Origin of the sequence: Acinetobacter sp. YH12200 (assembly GCF_013418175.1) — a bacterium.
GTDB lineage: Bacteria > Pseudomonadota > Gammaproteobacteria > Pseudomonadales > Moraxellaceae > Acinetobacter > Acinetobacter pseudolwoffii.
On the sequence record NZ_VPCO01000003.1, the window covers coordinates 49473 to 67034 of the forward strand.

The window sequence follows — 17562 nt, forward strand, 5'->3', positions numbered from 1 at the left end:
TCTAAGCACTTTCTCCATTTTGAACAGACGGGTTGTATCTGTGCCAGCTGCTGAATTGATATGATACGGCCCTCAACTAAGCTTCCTTTTGAATGTAAGTTATCGTTATTTTATTCCCTTCTTAAAATTCATTTCTCTTCTTTTCTGAGAAGTCCTTAGCAGTCTAAGCGGGATATGATTCGTACAAAAAATAACTTTATAGTTGAAAATCCACCTATTTTTTGGCCTGGACTAAATAATTTTCACCCGTTTTTCCCCTTTTATGTAAGTTCCAGTACTTAAAGGATCTTCTTTCCTTACACACCTTTTTCTTTAGCTTAACTTCACCTAAGCTCAACTTCTTGATTTTGAAACTTGAATATTCTAGCTATTTATGACCAGTAAATTAAAAAATATCAGTCTATATGAGTGACTTTTTATACCAAATGATAAAATTAAAAATCTAATAATGAGAAAAATTTAAATCTGTAAAACTAATTTCAAAAACCCTTAAACATCGTCTAATTTGTTATATCCGATCTAAAGAAAATTATAGAGCAATAAATTATTATCCTGTAACATTCTAATAGCCCCCATATCTTCATGACCTTTTATATATTTAAAAAATAATAATTTCAACAGCTTGTCTTCTATTTTTTTCACTCCAAGAATAGGGTTAATTATTTTCATCCAAAAAATTCATTTTAAATAAAATTAACTTATATTATCTACATTTAAAATATATCAAATTTTAAAAAAAAATACCAAATTATAGCGATTAAAATTTCAAACAACTCAAGCAATCACATTGAATATTATGGCTTAAATAAAAAATAATCCTAAATAAAAATCAATTAATAAAAAACAGTCAGAGCATTATCTTTAAAATTTATTAAGAATAATATCTTTTACATTAAAAATATTTCCAAATTTTACAAAGTAACTGTACTTGTTAAAAATGTTTCTTTTCTACACTTAAATCCAGTCTGTTAAATGAAATATGCTATAAATTTATTAGATTAAAAATTAATCAGGCAGTTTTAGATTTTAAATTAATTTTATTTCAAATACTTAGGTAGAGTTTATGTCCGCTCAACACTCTGATCAAGATGTAGAAGATTCACTTATAGTGCCTTCTCCTCTATTAGCTCAAGTGATTTTAACTCAACTCAATCCAGTTATTTATTCTCATAAACTTATTTTATTTCTTGATATTGATGGAACTATTTCTGAATTCCATCCTGATCCAACAAAAAATATAATTAAAGATGAAACCTTAAATACCTTGAAAGAGCTACAACAATATATTGAGTTGGTATTAATCACTGGACGTTCTATTGCACAAGCTCAAAAACTTATTTATCCCTTTGACTGGAATATTGCCGGCTCACATGGTCTGGAATTAAACTATCAATCGCATTTAAGTCATTTAATTGATTTAAATTCTGAGCAATTTGAATTATTAAAAAATTATATTACTGAACATAGCGCTCAGCTTCCTCAGATTCGAATAGAAAAGAAAGACTATTCGGTCGCACTGCATTTTCGTGAACATCCACATTTAGAAGATCTGGTGCATACATTTGCATTGGATTGTCTGACCCACTTTCAAGCATTTGAACTGAAGGCCGGGAAGTTTGTATTTGAGCTGGTACCCAAAGGTGCAAACAAAGGTTCAGCCATTCAACACATTCACCAGCAAGCTCATTTAAGTGATCATTACCCTATTTTTATCGGTGATGACCTGACCGATGAAGCTGGCTTTCAGGTGATTAATAGCTTAAAAGGCTGCTCCATTAAAGTCGGCACGGGCAACACCGTAGCACAACATCGGCTCGAAAACGTAACACAAGTACAAGCTTTTTTAACGGAGCTTTTAGCATTATTTAAAGCACAACAACAACAATTATTGGAGAAATCACATGTCAAAACTCATTGTGTTATCAAATCGTGTGAATCTACCTAACCCAGACAATACACAGGCAGGTGGATTAGCGGTAGCTTTGCAGGATGCTTTGCAGGATATTGGCGGCATTTGGGTCGGCTGGAATGGTTCCAGAGTCGATCATGGCAAAGAGCAGAAGTTTCAAATCCTCAAACATCAGAATGTTGAATATCATACGAGTCCTTTGACTGAGCCCCAATATCAGGGTTTTTATTGTGGTTTTGCCAATAATGCCTTATGGCCGCTGATGCATGATCAGCATCAACTTGTGGATTATCAGCCGCAGGATTTCAAAACCTATAAGGATGTCAATTTACGCTTTGCCAAGCATCTGAAACAGGTCGCCTCTCCCCATGACATCATCTGGATTCATGATTACCATTTTTTAAGTGTGGCGCATTACTGTCGAAAACTGGGTATGCGTAACCGTATTGGTTTCTTCCTGCATATTCCTTTTCCTGAACTGAAACTCTGGCAGACTTTACCAGCCTATCAGGATCTGGCGCATCATCTGGCTCACTTCGATGTACTCGGATTTCAAACCCCACGCGATCAGAAAAACTGTATCCAGTTTCTGGAACAGACCTTAAAAATCAAGCATCGTCATGATGAAATCCTGAATTATCAGTCAAGACGGATTTATGTGAAATGCTATCCAATTGGCGTGCATCCAGTTCAACTGCAAAATCAGGCGGCTGATAGCCAGCTTAGCAAATTGCCTTTTGATCTCGAGACAGTCCGTCCTTATAAACGCATTATTTCGGTCGATCGGATTGATTATAGTAAGGGCTTGCTTGAGAAAATCGGATCCTTGCAAAGCTTGCTGGAAGATCAGCCCGAATTTAAACATCAGTTTCAGCAACTGCAAATTGCCTGCCCATGCCGACTGGATGTCAAAACCTATAAAAACCTGTATGAGCAATTCCAGTCTGCCGTGCAGGAACTCAATACCCAGCATGGCACAGCAGACTGGCAACCTTTCGATTGCAGTTATGAAACCTTAGGTCATGAAGCCTTAATGCAACTGTATCGTAAGGCAGATATTTGCTGGGTAAATTCGATCCGGGATGGTATGAATCTGGTGGCGAAAGAATATATTGCGGCGCAGAATCCACTCGATCCGGGTGTTTTGATTCTGTCTAAATATGCCGGTGCTGCTGAACAAATGAAAGAAGCCTTACTGGTCGATCCTTATGAGCATGACAGTATGTCCAAAGCCTTGAAAAAAGCGCTGCGCATGTCTAAATCGGAGCGTTTAGAACGTTATCGTTATTTAAGCCAAGGCTTGAAAAACTTCGATATTATTCGCTGGCGAGATCAATTTATCACTGACTTGAAAAAATCACAGAGTGTACGAATCTATCGTCCGGTGGCTAGCGGAATTTCTACCCAGTTCAGTGTGCATGCTTAAATACACACCTGAAAAAAACACCAGCATTATGCTGGTGTTTCATTTTGTAGCGGAGAGATAAGCTCTTCGGCTGCTTGTGCATCTTTTGGATCTGCAGTCAGATGATTCAGGATCACAATACTGAATAGACCTATCGCAATCACACTAAACACCAGACTCAAGCCAATAATTTCACTGCCGAAACCGACCAATGCCGGTCCGATCAGTGAACCTGTGTATGCAAATACCGATACATAGGATAATGCCACATGTGAAGCCAAGGTTTTTTGACGGCCTGCACGTGAAAACATTAACGGTACAATATTAGCACTGCCCAGACCGAGAATGGCATAGCCCAGCAACACTACTTGCCAGACTGGTGCAAAGACCACAGTCAATAAACCGGTTGCAGCCAAAATTGCACTCAGTAGAATGGTATTTTTTTCACCAAACTGTTGAATAATGAGATGTCCGCTGAAACGGCCCAATACCATCAAGGCCGCAAAGAAGCTATAAGCCAAACCAGTTTGAGCCGCTGGCAAATTGAACTGGTTGGCAAGATAAATCCCGCTCCAGTCCATCGCTGCGCCTTCGGACAGGAACGCCACAAAACAGATCAAACCGATGCCTAGAATCGCCCAGGTGGGTGCTGCTTTTGTCGCTGACTGTTCTGATGAGGAGGTTTCCTCTAGCACTGTTTTTGGCTCAATCCCCAAGCTAAAAGGAATAGCCAATATTGCAATCAATAGCAAAATCGCACTGACAATAACTGCGCCAGTTAAAGGCGCTAGACCGAATCCCATTAACGTGGTCATTCCCAGCACACCGGCCAGACCACCGAGGCTACATACGCCATGGAAACCCGACATTAAACTTTTAGCAAGTTTTTTCTCAACCTGTGCGGCCTGAATATTGACTGTCACCCCCAAAGCACCAGCACTGGCCCCAAAGAAAAACAGGCTGATCGCCATCATCAAATGATTCGGGCTATACGCCAAAGCAGGCAAAATAAACAAAAATGCTATTAACACCACAGCTAGAACCGCACGGCAACCTAATGTATTGGCGAGTCGGCCTGCCAGTGGCATCGTCAGCATGGATCCAATTCCGGCACAGAGTAATAACAGACCAAAGTCTGCATGATTGAGTAACAGGCGCTGCTGTGCATAGGGAATTAAAGGTGCCCAAGCTGCGGTACTAAAACCCAAGCTAAAGAAGCACAATGCAGTCGCTATTTTCTGCCATAGATGGGGTGATGGAGACTGAATTCGAGAAAGCAGAGTTTGATTAAACATTGTATTACCTAAAAAGAAGGCTCAGGCATCCATTACCGATCATCCATAGAAAAACCCCACTGACTTATAGCTGAAATGTATAAGTAGGCGGGGCTTAATTTGCGTGAATTATAAACAGAATAATTTTAAATGGAATAGCTTTTAGGCGCTAATTTCGAGATTTTTTACAAGTGGCTGATTGTATAAAATTTATAATTTTGTAATTTTATTTGCATAGGCTGATCGGTTTTTCAGCGGCTTCTTTAAGCTCCAGATTTTGCAGAAAATGTGCGAAACCGGCTGCAATTTTTGAGCTAAGCCGACTGCTGGTGGTCACTCTGAGCTGATTCGACCAGATAATCTTTGCCCCGACATGTTCTAGGCGATGGATGAAATCGACATCTTCATGACAGTCCAGTTGCTGAAAGCCGTTTACCTGTAGATAAGACGCGGCTTTAAAACATAGATTTGCCCCATGAATATGACGGTGATCCATCTTGTCCTGATAATGACTCAGATAAGTCTGACGGGCTAATGTGCTTAAATGCCCCCATTCATCCAGATCGACCACCCCACAAATCACATCCGCCGGTTGGTGCTGCAACATGACCTGAAACCAGTCACGCTGTACAAAAGAATCGGCATCGGTACAACAAATCCAGTCACAACCCTGCTCGATCATGTGCTGAACGCCTAGATGACGTGCCTTTCCTACATTTTTAAAATGACAACTGATCGTCTGGATTCCCGACTGCTGAACTTTGCTTGCAGTAGAATCGGTGCAACTGTCTAAAACCACCAGAATCTTGATCTCGGGCAGAACTGCTAATTTTCCCACATGCTGAAAGAAGTAAAGTCGTGCATATTTTAATGCTTTCAGGCAACGTTCAATATAGGCTTCTTCATTACAGGCCGGAATCACCACCGCAATTTTCTTCATTTCAAGCCCTCCAGCTCTGCCACAGATTGCGCAGAATTCAGCCACAGATCGACCAGAAAGTCTGAATCCTGTACGCTGAGATTATGCTTATATTTTAACTGGGCTTTTAATTGTCGATGTACCTCTTCACCATTTAAGCTAAATCCTGCAATCGGCGCGCGCCAATGACAACTCAAGATACATCCACCGGGTTCGAGTGCAGTATGCAACCATGCCAGCACCTGTTGTAATGCGGCCGGATCTAAATAATATAGAATCTCACTAACCACAATGAGCTGAAATTTCTGTTGCGGCAAATGATCTGGCACAATCCGCTGTAGTACCTGTACATGCGGATAAGCATGTAAACGCTGCCGAGCCAATTGAATAGCAGTTTCGTTGGCATCCAGACACATTAAAGTTGCTGTTCGCTGTGCCAGTTCCTGACTGAAGATGCCATTACTACAACCAATTTCAATCGCGGAGTCAAACTGCAAACGCGGCAAGACCGCCAGACAAATCTGCCGTTTGCGCTGTTCATACCAGCGTTGTTCATAGTGCCAGGGATCTCCCTGATTCAGCGCATACAAGGCATCAAAATATTCCTGATCATAGGCTACTTTACTATTCATACAGATACACCTCCCAGGGTTGTAAAATACGCTGTAATGCCTGCTCTGGCAGAATGGGTGCCTGTTCTATGCTAGGGTCAAGCTCGATCTGACTCTTAAAACACCGCGCAGCTCGAGACTTATAGTGCAATTCTCGATCAGTCAATTTGAGTTGATGAGCGATGGTCCAGGGAATTCTGGTATCTCCAGGTGTGGCCCAATGCCAGGCCCAAATCAGGACCTGAATACAGGATAAGTGCCGTTCGGTTGCTAGCTGTTGGGTGACCTGCCCTGTAATTTCATGATCTGGATGTCCATCATGCACAAAGGTGGTAATGAGCACATCATTGGGCTGCAAATAAGATTGCAAATGCTGTTTCAGCAGTTCTCGCTGTTCTGCGACCTGGCCATCCTGAATATCCAGCGCAATCCGCAGAATATTCTGCTTCAATGCTAACTCTTCCAAAGCTGCTCGCGTTTCAGCAGGACGAATCTGGTTCAACTCTTCCGGGTTATACAAAATCGAGTCTGGATGGCTGGCGGTACCATTGGTAACGGCAAAAAGTACAATCTGATATCCCAATGTGTCCAGACGCTGAATCAGACCGCCACAACCCAAAATTTCATCATCCGGATGCGGGGCAATAATGCAGACTCGGGCATCTGATGGAATAATGCTGGGAATATCGAATTCCGGCATCTGTTGCAAAATCTGGCAAGAGCGCCATTCTTCAAGCCGTGTACCTTCGCCATGGATGACACGGTCTTCGACAATCTCGTGTCTTATAATGTCCATAACTCTTCCTCCTGCACACTCAATTCACCAATCCGTTCCAGATCAAAGGCGGCATGGCTCTGACGAATAAACACCGGCAGATCGGCTGCAAGTCGGGCAAAATGTGGCTGCTCGCAATACGGTGCAGCGCCAAGGGCCTTACCCACCTGAGTCAGCACGTTTAAAGCGGTCGCTTCAACCTGAGCACGCAAGGCCTGAATCTGTAATTGATGGGGAAATTTAGGCTGCTGATCAATTAAATCTGCGACTTGATAAAACAAAGCCTGTGTCGCTAAAAGCTTCCGACTGATTTCGCCGAGATACATGGCCTTATAGGCATGCGGTTTTAACAAGACAGCCTGTTTTAAATATTCAGCCAAACGCACGGTTGCGCCGTACCAGCAGGCAGCCACGCCGGCAGCGCCATGCCAGAAGCCCGCCCGATCCAGATAAGCATTCGGCGCTGCAACTTTTTTAGCATTAACCTGATTCAGTTCAAGTCGGGCAGTCAAGGTATGCTGCATGCCCACCGCCTGCCAAATGTCCGTATGATGCTGAATACCTGCTTGTTGCAGATCAAGAATCAGCAACTGTGATCGTTGCTGCTCATCACGATAAGTCAGCAGACCATATTGCACCCAGACCGAGGCAGAACACCAAGGCTTTATTCCTGTAAGTTTTCCGGCGTCTAATGTTAAAGGGCTTGGCCCGCCTTCTGCCGCCCAGACTGCCCATAGACCTTTTTGCTCTAGCGGAATATTCAGTTCATGCAAAATGGCCAAGGCATCCAGATGTGATTCAAACAGTTTGCCCAGACTCAGATTGCTTGCGGAAACCTGACTAAGCATCCGCCAGCGTTTTAAGGTGTTTCCAGAAGCGGGATAAGGAATCTGATCGGAAATCGATACCAGTTCCATCAGGGTCTTAGGAATTTTTTCTTCTAGCTCCAGCGGAGAATTTTCAAATCTTTGTAATATTGAACCGAGGTTCATGCAGGCTCTTCCTCATCAAATACGGCACTATTGTTATGTTTTAAAGTCAGTTAATGGGAAAGTTTTCGCATTTGTTTTAACCGTGTGGTCAGGCCTAATACCTTACGGCGTGCCATGATTTCTTCTTCATTGAAACAAAGTTGCTGCATCAGTTCAGCTAAAGGCAAATGGTTATGCTCAATCAGATAGATGTCCTGTTCTCGATTCCATTTGGCTTGCTGTACCTGTGCCAATAACTTTTTGGCATCCGGTCTTACCATATTATTTATCCATTTTGAAACCAGAAGGATAGAAGCCAAGGCTCCTATCCTCTAGTCGTTTAGGCAGGAATGCTTTCTGCAACCAGTTCACGCGCCCAGACACGATGGTTCATGATCAAAGTCTTGAAGCTGTCTTGTACCGCGTCAAACTGTTCATGCGCCAAAGTCCCTTCATCCCTGATCAGGCGCAGATCTTCAATCAGCTTGGCTTTATCGCCCAGGAAGATAATCGGTTTCAGGTGCTTATACGCTTCCAGCAGATAATGAGTCGCCACACCATCTTTCATCACCACATCATAATTATCACCATCAGTAATCACCACGGCATCATAGGCAATCGATGGCTCGGCTTTTTGCATACCGTCAGAAGGAATTACCTCGCCTTGCTGACCCAGTACCGGACCCGGTTTCGGGGTCAGTACATCGACCACAGCACCCTCTGATTCTGCCCAGGCTTGAACGGCTTTGATACTGGCCTCATTGGCTTTATCGTGTACCAGTAGCGCGATTTTCCGTGCCTTAATATCTTCGGGTTTAAAGGCCTCGAAAGATAAACGCGGTGAAACCTTTACCTCTGGCAATGTTGCCGCTTTTTTCTCTGCCGGAATTTCAATGCCCAATTGATCCGCGACTTGTTGTGCCAAGTCCAAGTCGATGTTACACAGCACTTCCAGTACTTCACGCTCACGAATATATTTGCGTTCTACCTTGCTCAGTTCGAAGACATAGGCATCGACAATATGTTTTTGCTCATGGGGTGCCTGGCTGCGATAGAAAAGACGAGGTTGACTGAAATGATCACTAAAAGATTCACTGCGCTGACGGATCTTGTGACCATCAATACGTTCCTGATAGCTTTCAAAACCACCATCTTGTGCTGCTGGCGGAGCTTCAGCCGGCCAGTGATCATCAATCGAGTTTGGTTCATAACTGGCTTGACCGGTATGTACAATACGCTGATGTAACCCGTCACGCTGATTATTGTGGAACGGACAAACCGGCTTGTTGATTGGAATCTGGTGGAAGTTTGGACCACCTAAACGGCTGAGCTGGGTATCGGTATAGGAGAACAGACGTGCTTGTAATAAGGGATCATTGGTAAAATCTAGTCCCGGCACAATATGTCCCGGACAGAATGCTACCTGCTCGGTTTCACCAAAGAAATAATCGACATTACGGTTCAGCACCATTCTGCCAATCGGCGTCACCGGCACAAGTTCTTCCGGAATAATTTTGGTTGGATCCAGCAAATCGAAATCATATTTCATTTCATCTTCTTCTGGAACGACCTGTACACCGAGCTCCCATTCTGGATAATTCCCGGATGCAATCGCTTCGTATAAGTCACGACGATGGAAATCCGGGTCTTTACCCGCCAGTTTTTGTGCTTCATCCCAGACCAGTTGGGCGAGACCCTGTTTTGGCGTCCAGTGAAATTTCACAAAAACCGCTTTATTTTCGGCATTGATCAACCGGAAGCTATGCACCCCAAAGCCTTGAATGGCTCTTAAATTACGCGGAATACCCCGATCTGACATGGCCCACATCACCGCATGCGCTGATTCAGGCACTAAAGAAACAAAATCCCAGAACGTATCATGTGCTGATGCACCGGTTGGAATTTCAGTTTGTGGCTCAGGCTTCACCGCATGTACAAAATCCGGGAACTTGATCCCGTCCTGAATAAAGAATACCGGCGCATCATTCGCCACCAGGTCAAAATTACCTTCTTCAGTATAGAATTTGGTCGCAAAACCGCGAATATCGCGTACAGTATCTGCCGAACCACGCGGCCCCTGTACCGTAGAAAAACGTACAAATACCGGCGTTTGTACACTGGTATTGGTCAGAAAGCCTGCTTTGGTCAGTTTTTCATTGCCTGGATAAGCTTCAAAAAAACCATGTGCACCGACACCACGCGCATGCACAATACGCTCCGGAATACGTTCGTGGTCAAAATGGGTGATCTTTTCACGCAGAATAAAATCTTCCATTAAGGTCGCACCACGAACACCTGCTTTAAGACTGTTCTGGTTATCTGAGATTTTAACGCCCTGATTGGTGGTGAGTGTCTGCTCGGTTGCATCGCTACGATATACGTCAAGCTGCTCACTCTTTTTATTGGTATTTTGCTTATCTAAACCATTTTTGCCTGTGGCTGGACTATTCGCCTTAATTTTCATGATGTTTTCCTTGCTGAGATTGAGTTTAGTGCAGATATTTTTGTCTATCTCAAAGTCGCTTGAGCTTATATGTCTCGCATGGGTTGGCCAATAACATGATTCCCGCAAACCCAGTTGCTACAGCCAATTCTGTCTCAAGTCAGCACTTCATCTCTGTGTTCTGTCTCGTAGGATTTTGCTTTCTGGGATATTGTTATTGACCGCGCCTGTGTCCTAACATAACTGCATTTAGGAAAGAGGTTTATTATTCTTTGTTGTGCCTTGTTTAATTAAGGCAGCGTTGTGTTATTTTTTTATAAACCCCCTCTTTTTTTATGATCTTTGCACACAGCCATCTCATTCATTTAAAAGAGATATAAAATTTTAGTCATGCTATGTTGCAATAAAAGTTCTTCAGGCAAGATGTGATAGTGCATACAAATCCGTCATCATGAATCAGTGCAATATTTCCATTCTGAAATAGCTAAGGCTTTTTTCAACGTTCTAAATCTGTTGGGATAATTATCGCTAGGTTGATAAAGAGAAATAAAGTTTATTAAATTGAAAAGTTACAATCCTCTCTGCAGGCTATACATAATGACTAAACTTCCTGCCTGTCTATTGATCTAATATCTATAACTTATAAACACTTAAATCTTTCAGCTTGTTCATATTGATAATGGAAATTAAGTTTCAATTCGGGAGTCATTATCAAGATCAAACCCTCGTTTGACTCAAACTTCGAATACATCTGACTTTATTTTAATACACAGCATGTTGTTAAATTTTAAGGAGTAAGAGCATGGCCTCTTCTAAAAAAGAATCTAAAGCAATGAAAATTGATATCGGAATTTCGCATGATGATCGTGCCAAGATTGTCGACGGTTTATCCCGACTATTGGCGGACAGCTATACCCTGTATTTGATGACCCATAATTTCCACTGGAATGTCACCGGCCCCCAATTCAATAGCCTGCATAATATGTTTATGACCCAATACACCGAGCAGTGGAATGCGCTGGATGTGATTGCTGAACGTATCCGGGCCTTGGGTTTTGCAGCACCTGGCACCTATAAACAGTTTGTAAAACTGACCTCTATTAAAGAGGTTGAAGGGGTGCCAAAAGCTGAAGAAATGCTGCGCCTACTGGTCGATGCCCATGAGACCGTAGCACGTACCGCCAGAAGTATTTTTGCAGTGATTGAAGACGCCAATGATCAACCAACAGCGGATATTTTGACCCAGCGACTAGATGTACATGAAAAAACTGCCTGGATGCTCAGAAGTAGTCTGGATCAATAAAGCATGATTAATCGCATTTAAGAGCAAGCGGATGAGCGGGATGACACGAGGATTTTTCTGAGCCGATTAGAACAATCCCAAAGATATGACCTTTAAAATGAAGCACTAAAAACTTGGAGGATGTATGCAGTCGTGTACATCCTCTTCTCATCACCAGGTTTTAAGAATTGAGGCTTTTAGGCATTCAGGCATTCAGGCATTCAGGCATTCAGGCATTCAGGCATTCAGGCATTCAGGCATTCAGGCATTCAGGCATGAAAATAATTCAGCGGCAGTTTTAAATAGGAAATACCATTGGCCTCTGCTTCAGGAAATTGACCGCCACGTATATTGATTTGAATCGCCGGTAAAATCAGTTTTGGCATACCTAATTGGGCATCGCGCTGCTGGCGCATTTCAATAAATTCAGCTTTTGCCATCCCCCTGTGGATATGGATATTATGCTGCTTCTGGGTCTGAATATCGGTTTCACAGACAAAGTGATCACGGCTTTCCGGTAAATAGTCATGGCACAGAAATACCCGGGTATCATCCGGCAATTGATACAGTTTTTGTACCGAATCGAATAGCGTTGCCGCACTGCCTTTGGGAAAATCACAACGTGCAGTGCCATAATCTGGCATAAACAAGGTATCACCGATAAAGACTGCATTCCCGACCACATAACTCAGACAGGCCGGTGTATGTCCCGGCGTCGGAATGTTATAGGCCGGTAGTGAACCAATATTGAATTTTTCATGATCCGCAAACAGATAATCAAAAGGCTGCGCCAGATTGAACTGTTTCATATCCAGATGATAGATCGCGCCAAAGACTTCCTGCACAATAGAAATATGCTGGCTCATGGCAATCTTGCCGCCCAACTGTGAATGCAGATATTGTGCTGCGGTCAAATGATCTGCATGCACATGGGTTTCCAGAATCCACTCAACCTCAAAGTTCTGCTGTCGTATATAGGCAATAATTCGATCCGCATGTCTGGTCGATGTACTGGCAGAAGCGGCATCATAATCCAGCACACTATCAATCACCGCACATTTTCCAGTGGCCGGATCACCCACCACATAGCTAAAAGTATGGCTATCTTCATGAAAAAAATCTTGAATTACGGCGCTATGACTCATGATGATGCTCCTGACCATTGACGATGTAGATAAACCCCTGCCAGCATGGCCATAATAAAATAAGTAGCCTGATAGTGGCCTAAACCAATGAGTGTCAGACTGGGTGCCGGACAGATACCGGCAATTCCCCAGCCGATACCAAATAAAAGACTGCCGCTCATCAGTTTAGAATCAATTTTCTGATTAGTCGGTAACTGGATCGGCTCATGAAATACAGTTTTAGCTACCGGATTTCGCGTGGCTTTCTGAAAAGGAATAAAGGCGACCATAATCGCGCCCAGCATCACAAAGGCCAGACTCGGATCCCAGTCGCCAAAAACATCCAGAAAATCCAGAACCTTTTCAGGATTGGCCATACCGGAAATCATCAAGCCAACTGAGAATAAACCACCCCATAAAAATGCCAGCAGATTTTTCATTTTAGCGCACTCCAATCAGGTGACGAATCACATAAACTGTCATAAATCCAGCCCACATAAATACGGCTGTAGCCAAGATTGAACGTCTAGATAAACGGCTGATGCCACAAATCCCATGGCCACTGGTACATCCCGAGCCTAAACGGGTGCCAAAACCGACCAGTAAACCTGCAATGATCATCATCCAGGGACTGGTATTCAGTTCGATTTCAGGTTGTATACATCGTCCATAAGCAAATGGAATGATGATGAGACCCAATAAAAACCACAGAGCTGGCGTCTTGAAAATGCTTTTAGGATTAAGTACCTGTCCAATCAGACCACTAATGCCCGCGATCCGGCCATGAATATACAGATAGCCGACCACTGAAACACCAAGAAGTAAACCACCGAGAAAAGCGCTCAGGAAGTCATGCATCATATTTCACTTTCATCACTATATATTTTGATATTATATTTAATTAAATATTATTCAAGTTCTAGTCTGTTTAACTTATTTGATGGAAGATGATTATAGGCTCAAATCCAATGCATGCTAAGCTCTCTGGTTTCAGCCCTAGTCAGCTGTGACTAATAAAGAAATAATCTGGATCGGATCAATCTAATATTTGAAATATTGTCTAAGTTTCAATTGGATGAACCGTATGGGAATCACTTTCAATCCGGCCATCGACCAGATTAATGGTTCGATCACAGGTGGCGGATAGGCGCGGGTCATGTGTCACCAGCAGAACGGCGCAGTCGCGTTCACGATGCACTTTACGAAACAGCTCAAACATGTCGGCGGCGGTCTGCGTATCCAGATTACCGGTAGGCTCATCGGCCAGAAGTAAGGCTGGCTCTGTAATCAAAGCCCGCGCAATCGCAATCCGCTGTTGCTGCCCACCGGAAAGCTCGTTCGGTTTACGATCAGCAAACTTTTCCAGCCCCACTGCAGCCAGCAAATCCCGTGCCCGTTGTAAGCCTTGCTGTCCGGGTTTGCCTCGCGTCATCATCAAGGGCATTAAAATATTATCCAGTGCAGTAAATGCCTGAATCAGGTGATGGAACTGAAATACAAATCCAATACTATTGCCACGTAACGCAGTCCGGCCACGATCATCCATGGCACTGGTCGGCTGTCCCAGCAAATACAGCTCGCCACTACTCGGCTGATCCAGCAATCCCAGAATATTCAATAGCGTACTTTTTCCGGAGCCAGAAGGCCCAATCAGAGCAGCAAAATCCTGGCGTTCAATACACAGATCAATACCATGCAAGACCTCAATTTCATTGGGCTGACCAATATTATAAGATTTGTGCAGCGCTTCTAAACGCAGGACTTCTTGAGATGGTTCAGACATGACGAATCGCCTCCACCGGATCGAGTGCCGCTGCCCGGCGTGATGGTACTGCAGCGGCCAATACCCCTGTTAATGTCGCCAACAATAAAGCCAGAAGTACCAGCTCGATCGAAATCGGGATATAAAATAATCCGGGGCCAAAATTATTAAATACCCAGACCAGACCATAACTGGCTGCACTGCCAACGACCGAACCCAGCAGACCAAATATGGCCCCCTGAAACAGGAAAATTCTTAAAATTTGTGACTGGGTGGCGCCTGTCGCACGCAAAATACCAATTTCCCGGGTGCGCTGTACCACGCTGACGGACATGACACTGGCAATGCCAAAAGCCACTGAAATGGCAACAAAAACAATAATCATATTGGTAGACAGGCTCTGTGCAGTAATCGCATTCATCAGCTGTGCATTGGTTGAAATCCAGCTTTCAGCCTTTAATGAGGTCAGGCGCCCCACTTGGGCCGCAATTTCATCAGCCTCAAAAATATCGTTAATGGTCAGATCAATGACAGTTACACCACCGGGCAGGCCGAGTAAAGACTGTGCCTGTTTCAAGTCCAGATAAACATAACGCGCATCCAGTTCACGCACGCCCAGTTCAAATATGCCGGCAATATTTACCAAGGCACTGTTTTGCTGACCGGTATCCAGTCGCAATTTGCTACCGACCTGAACCCCCAGATCTTTGGCCAACTGACTGCCGATCAGTACATCGTCCGCGCCAACACGTAATTGACCACTGGTTAAATATTCTTTCAATGGAATGATCTGCTGATAACGCTCCAGATCCATTCCGACCAAGGCCACGGATTCAATCGCATCACCGCGTTGTACAAAGGCCGGCCCGGAGACCACAGGCGACACAGCAGTTAATATCGGCAACTGATCCAGTGTTTCGGTAATCTGCTGCCAATTATTGATGGAACGCAGTCGTTGTGCGCGTTTATCTTCCTGTAACAATTGCACCGTCCCGGCAGGCGGCGGCACAATCCGGTTGACTTCATCGGGTGAGAGCAGACGGATATGTGCCTGTGTACCTAATGTACGTTCGACAATATTGGCCTGTAGCCCCTGAATCAGGGCCGTGATAAACACAATCACCGCCACACCAACGGCGACGCCCACCGTGATCATAATGGACTGCGCGCGACCTTCGCGCAAAAAACTGATCGCGATTTTCCATTCGATCCAAAGCCGCTCGAAAAAGTTTTTCAATCGAATTTCACCGGTAATTCATTCTTGCTATCGGTCGCGTCAGTCGAGCTCATCAATGAGCTATCTTGTGGCTTGAGACGGACTCTCGCACCCTCTTCCAGTAACGATTCGGCATTGGCCAGCACCTGATCACCCTCACTCAAACCTGAAGTTACTTCTGACATGGCCAGACCCCGTAAACCTAAAGTCACCGGTTGGCGCTGGATTTTTCTATCACGTACCAACACGACCACTGCCTTATTGCCTTTAATATTGCTAAGCGCATCGTTCGGAATAGCCAGTGCCCGCTCCCGTTTATCTGTCTCGACATTGACCGATACGGTCATGTCCTGACGCAGAAAATCTGGCACCGGGTTGACGGTTAATCTGACCTCTACCGTGCCCCGCTGCGGATCAATGCTCGGTGCAATAAAGTTAATGCGGGCCGGAAAAGACTGATCCGGATAAGCATCGCTAATCACGGTGGCATTTTGCCCTAAGGCCAGTTGCGGTAAATTCCGTTCATCGAGTGGCACCCGGATTTCTGTATTGCCCGTTAAGGCAATGGTAAATAAGGTTTGTCCTGGTTGAACCAGATCGCCTGGCTCGACATCCCGTGTCAGTACTGTACCTGCGACCGCAGCCCGAATTCTGGTTTTTGCCAGTTGCGCCTGCGCCACTGCCAGCTGTTCCCGAAGCGATGCTTCTTCAACTTGTCCCGTAGACAATGCCGCTGCTTTTAGACGAACGGTTTCATAATTGTTGCGGGCAACTCTTTCTGCCTCTAAGGCCTGTTCTATTTCTTCAGCCGACAGGATACCCGCTTCGGCATTACGTCTCCGTGCTGCTTCACGACTGGCCTGTTCCAGTTGTGCTTTGGCACTGGCCAGTTCTGCTGTCGCCTGTGGTCGTCTGCTGGTGGCCAATTCAGTCAGTGCCAGTTCAGCCTGTCGTACTTGGGCCAGTAATTCATCCGATTTCAGCACCACCAAGAGATCACCAGGTTTCACCTGATCTCCTTCCGTGACCCGCCGCTCAAGTACTACGCCACTAATTTCACTGCCCACCTGAGCACGCGAGACTGTCGCCACGCGTCCGGTGGCCACTACATTTTGTATCAGCGGCATGGTGTTCAAGGTATAGCTTGGTAGAACCGGCCCCTGCCACCAGCGGAACAGAGCAAAACCGACTGCCAGTAACAATAAGATGATGAGCAAAATTTTATAGCGGGCAGCGCGCAACTGAGAATCTCCGGTTGATGCATCGAATATTGAATAAGAAAGATAACGCTTTATTTATTTTCTTCGAGTGTCTAATTTACAACAGGTTCCTGCATAGATTTATAGATATTTTGTTGAGTTTAAATGAAATGTTGGATTCCTGAGCATGTTTAGCCAGCACTTATCGATTTCAGCTAAAGTGATCTATGGCAGCTGCAACATTTGAATGAATGAGCTAAAAGTCCGCTGTATGAAGCGACCGCCATGTCAAAGATCTGGATAGCATCAAAAACAGGCTAAAACATCGTTGATTTAGCCTGTTTAATGAATGATTGATTTAATAATTTTACCCAATAACTGATCACGTTGCGACAGGCTTTCGCCCAAAGGCGCCAACCGGATTTCCTGATTAACTTTCTGCCAGTTTAAATCACGCGGATCTGCCTTCATGGTACCTAGGGATTTTACTTAAAAAAGCCCAGCAAAATAGAAACATTATTCAGCCTATTGAAAGGACACTATAATTTAGTGACGAGTAAAGCTCGGAGTATTTCAGGGTCTTTAACTGGCATCTATGCTTCGTTATGTGCATACCAATTAACCCATCGAAATAAGCCAACCATTCAAATTATAAAGTCATTGGCTTAAACA

General features: G+C 44.1%; 17 protein-coding genes and 1 pseudogene. 4 read left to right on the forward strand and 14 right to left on the reverse strand.

Going from position 1 to position 17562, the window contains the following annotated elements:
- The first annotated feature begins 1063 nt into the window (after positions 1-1063).
- Together otsB and FTU90_RS03115 are read left to right on the forward strand one after the other, a co-directional pair.
- The gene (otsB, locus tag FTU90_RS03110; protein WP_100534448.1) at positions 1064-1945 is read left to right on the forward strand and encodes a trehalose-phosphatase; all 882 of its coding nucleotides are present in this window, start codon (positions 1064-1066) and stop codon (positions 1943-1945) included.
- Entirely contained in the window at positions 1902-3335 is a 1434-nt protein-coding gene (locus FTU90_RS03115; RefSeq protein ID WP_005096146.1) for a trehalose-6-phosphate synthase, read from the forward strand. Before otsB ends, FTU90_RS03115 begins: the two co-directional genes overlap by 44 nt.
- 26 nt (positions 3336-3361) lie before the next feature.
- Here FTU90_RS03115 and FTU90_RS03120 read toward each other — a convergent pair whose 3' ends face one another.
- The 7 genes from FTU90_RS03120 to katE form a co-directional block, all read right to left on the reverse strand.
- Positions 3362-4609 (reverse strand): MFS transporter, encoded by a 1248-nt coding sequence (locus FTU90_RS03120; RefSeq protein ID WP_159138445.1) that lies wholly within the window; start codon positions 4607-4609, stop codon positions 3362-3364.
- Positions 4610-4814: 205 nt separating this feature from the next.
- On the reverse strand, positions 4815-5528 hold the full coding sequence (locus tag FTU90_RS03125; protein ID WP_159138446.1) for a glycosyltransferase family 2 protein: 714 nt from the start codon (positions 5526-5528) through the stop codon (positions 4815-4817).
- The gene (locus FTU90_RS03130) at positions 5525-6139 is read right to left on the reverse strand and encodes a class I SAM-dependent methyltransferase (protein ID WP_100328866.1); all 615 of its coding nucleotides are present in this window, start codon (positions 6137-6139) and stop codon (positions 5525-5527) included. The genes FTU90_RS03125 and FTU90_RS03130 overlap by 4 nt, the downstream gene beginning before the upstream one ends.
- Positions 6132-6914: a PIG-L deacetylase family protein gene (locus tag FTU90_RS03135; protein ID WP_005172141.1), complete on the reverse strand. Its 783-nt coding sequence runs from the start codon at positions 6912-6914 to the stop codon at positions 6132-6134. The genes FTU90_RS03130 and FTU90_RS03135 overlap by 8 nt, the downstream gene beginning before the upstream one ends.
- Positions 6902-7885, reverse strand: coding sequence for an acyl-CoA dehydrogenase (locus FTU90_RS03140; RefSeq protein WP_100328867.1), 984 nt, complete (start codon positions 7883-7885; stop codon positions 6902-6904). The genes FTU90_RS03135 and FTU90_RS03140 overlap by 13 nt, the downstream gene beginning before the upstream one ends.
- A gap of 50 nt (positions 7886-7935) precedes the next feature.
- Positions 7936-8145 (reverse strand): hypothetical protein, encoded by a 210-nt coding sequence (locus FTU90_RS03145; protein WP_005096139.1) that lies wholly within the window; start codon positions 8143-8145, stop codon positions 7936-7938.
- 59 nt (positions 8146-8204) lie between these two features.
- The gene (gene katE, locus FTU90_RS03150) at positions 8205-10328 is read right to left on the reverse strand and encodes a catalase HPII (RefSeq protein ID WP_159138447.1); all 2124 of its coding nucleotides are present in this window, start codon (positions 10326-10328) and stop codon (positions 8205-8207) included.
- A gap of 781 nt (positions 10329-11109) precedes the next feature.
- On the opposite strand from katE, the gene FTU90_RS03155 reads away from it, so the two are divergent.
- Entirely contained in the window at positions 11110-11610 is a 501-nt protein-coding gene (locus FTU90_RS03155) for a Dps family protein (RefSeq protein WP_005096135.1), read from the forward strand.
- 248 nt (positions 11611-11858) lie between these two features.
- Here the strand turns inward: FTU90_RS03155 and FTU90_RS03160 are convergent, their stop codons facing one another.
- The 7 genes from FTU90_RS03160 to FTU90_RS16035 all read right to left on the reverse strand — a co-directional run bounded on the left by FTU90_RS03160 (position 11859) and on the right by FTU90_RS16035 (position 17361).
- Complete coding sequence (locus FTU90_RS03160) at positions 11859-12734, reverse strand: MBL fold metallo-hydrolase (protein ID WP_005172150.1); 876 nt, start codon at positions 12732-12734, stop codon at positions 11859-11861.
- Positions 12731-13153, reverse strand: a complete 423-nt coding sequence (locus tag FTU90_RS03165; protein ID WP_005096132.1) for a YeeE/YedE family protein — start codon at positions 13151-13153, stop codon at positions 12731-12733. The genes FTU90_RS03160 and FTU90_RS03165 overlap by 4 nt, the downstream gene beginning before the upstream one ends.
- Before the next feature lies 1 nt (position 13154).
- Positions 13155-13571 (reverse strand): YeeE/YedE family protein, encoded by a 417-nt coding sequence (locus tag FTU90_RS03170; protein ID WP_100357595.1) that lies wholly within the window; start codon positions 13569-13571, stop codon positions 13155-13157.
- 202 nt (positions 13572-13773) lie between these two features.
- Entirely contained in the window at positions 13774-14496 is a 723-nt protein-coding gene (locus FTU90_RS03175; RefSeq protein ID WP_159138448.1) for an ABC transporter ATP-binding protein, read from the reverse strand.
- Positions 14489-15712, reverse strand: a complete 1224-nt coding sequence (locus tag FTU90_RS03180) for an ABC transporter permease (protein ID WP_074383142.1) — start codon at positions 15710-15712, stop codon at positions 14489-14491. The genes FTU90_RS03175 and FTU90_RS03180 overlap by 8 nt, the downstream gene beginning before the upstream one ends.
- Positions 15709-16932, reverse strand: coding sequence for an efflux RND transporter periplasmic adaptor subunit (locus FTU90_RS03185; RefSeq protein WP_100354856.1), 1224 nt, complete (start codon positions 16930-16932; stop codon positions 15709-15711). The genes FTU90_RS03180 and FTU90_RS03185 overlap by 4 nt, the downstream gene beginning before the upstream one ends.
- 300 nt (positions 16933-17232) lie before the next feature.
- Positions 17233-17361, reverse strand: coding sequence for a hypothetical protein (locus FTU90_RS16035; RefSeq protein WP_005096127.1), 129 nt, complete (start codon positions 17359-17361; stop codon positions 17233-17235).
- Between the two features lie 27 nt (positions 17362-17388).
- Between FTU90_RS16035 and FTU90_RS03190 the strand changes: the two are divergent.
- A pseudogene (locus FTU90_RS03190) lies at positions 17389-17559 on the forward strand (IS982 family transposase); the annotation flags it as partial.
- Positions 17560-17562: the final 3 nt, after the last annotated feature.

What these genes read in the sequence shown, in the direction of transcription:
- otsB (WP_100534448.1), top strand. Translation starts at nt 1,064, where the DNA reads ATGTCCGCTCAACACTCTGATCAAGATGTAGAAGATTCACTTATAGTG.
- FTU90_RS03115 (WP_005096146.1), top strand. Translation starts at nt 1,902, where the DNA reads ATGTCAAAACTCATTGTGTTATCAAATCGTGTGAATCTACCTAACCCA.
- FTU90_RS03120 (WP_159138445.1), bottom strand. Translation starts at nt 4,609, where the DNA reads ATGTTTAATCAAACTCTGCTTTCTCGAATTCAGTCTCCATCACCCCAT.
- FTU90_RS03125 (WP_159138446.1), bottom strand. Translation starts at nt 5,528, where the DNA reads ATGAAGAAAATTGCGGTGGTGATTCCGGCCTGTAATGAAGAAGCCTAT.
- FTU90_RS03130 (WP_100328866.1), bottom strand. Translation starts at nt 6,139, where the DNA reads ATGAATAGTAAAGTAGCCTATGATCAGGAATATTTTGATGCCTTGTAT.
- FTU90_RS03135 (WP_005172141.1), bottom strand. Translation starts at nt 6,914, where the DNA reads ATGGACATTATAAGACACGAGATTGTCGAAGACCGTGTCATCCATGGC.
- FTU90_RS03140 (WP_100328867.1), bottom strand. Translation starts at nt 7,885, where the DNA reads ATGAACCTCGGTTCAATATTACAAAGATTTGAAAATTCTCCGCTGGAG.
- FTU90_RS03145 (WP_005096139.1), bottom strand. Translation starts at nt 8,145, where the DNA reads ATGGTAAGACCGGATGCCAAAAAGTTATTGGCACAGGTACAGCAAGCC.
- katE (WP_159138447.1), bottom strand. Translation starts at nt 10,328, where the DNA reads ATGAAAATTAAGGCGAATAGTCCAGCCACAGGCAAAAATGGTTTAGAT.
- FTU90_RS03155 (WP_005096135.1), top strand. Translation starts at nt 11,110, where the DNA reads ATGGCCTCTTCTAAAAAAGAATCTAAAGCAATGAAAATTGATATCGGA.
- FTU90_RS03160 (WP_005172150.1), bottom strand. Translation starts at nt 12,734, where the DNA reads ATGAGTCATAGCGCCGTAATTCAAGATTTTTTTCATGAAGATAGCCAT.
- FTU90_RS03165 (WP_005096132.1), bottom strand. Translation starts at nt 13,153, where the DNA reads ATGAAAAATCTGCTGGCATTTTTATGGGGTGGTTTATTCTCAGTTGGC.
- FTU90_RS03170 (WP_100357595.1), bottom strand. Translation starts at nt 13,571, where the DNA reads ATGCATGACTTCCTGAGCGCTTTTCTCGGTGGTTTACTTCTTGGTGTT.
- FTU90_RS03175 (WP_159138448.1), bottom strand. Translation starts at nt 14,496, where the DNA reads ATGTCTGAACCATCTCAAGAAGTCCTGCGTTTAGAAGCGCTGCACAAA.
- FTU90_RS16035 (WP_005096127.1), bottom strand. Translation starts at nt 17,361, where the DNA reads ATGAAGGCAGATCCGCGTGATTTAAACTGGCAGAAAGTTAATCAGGAA.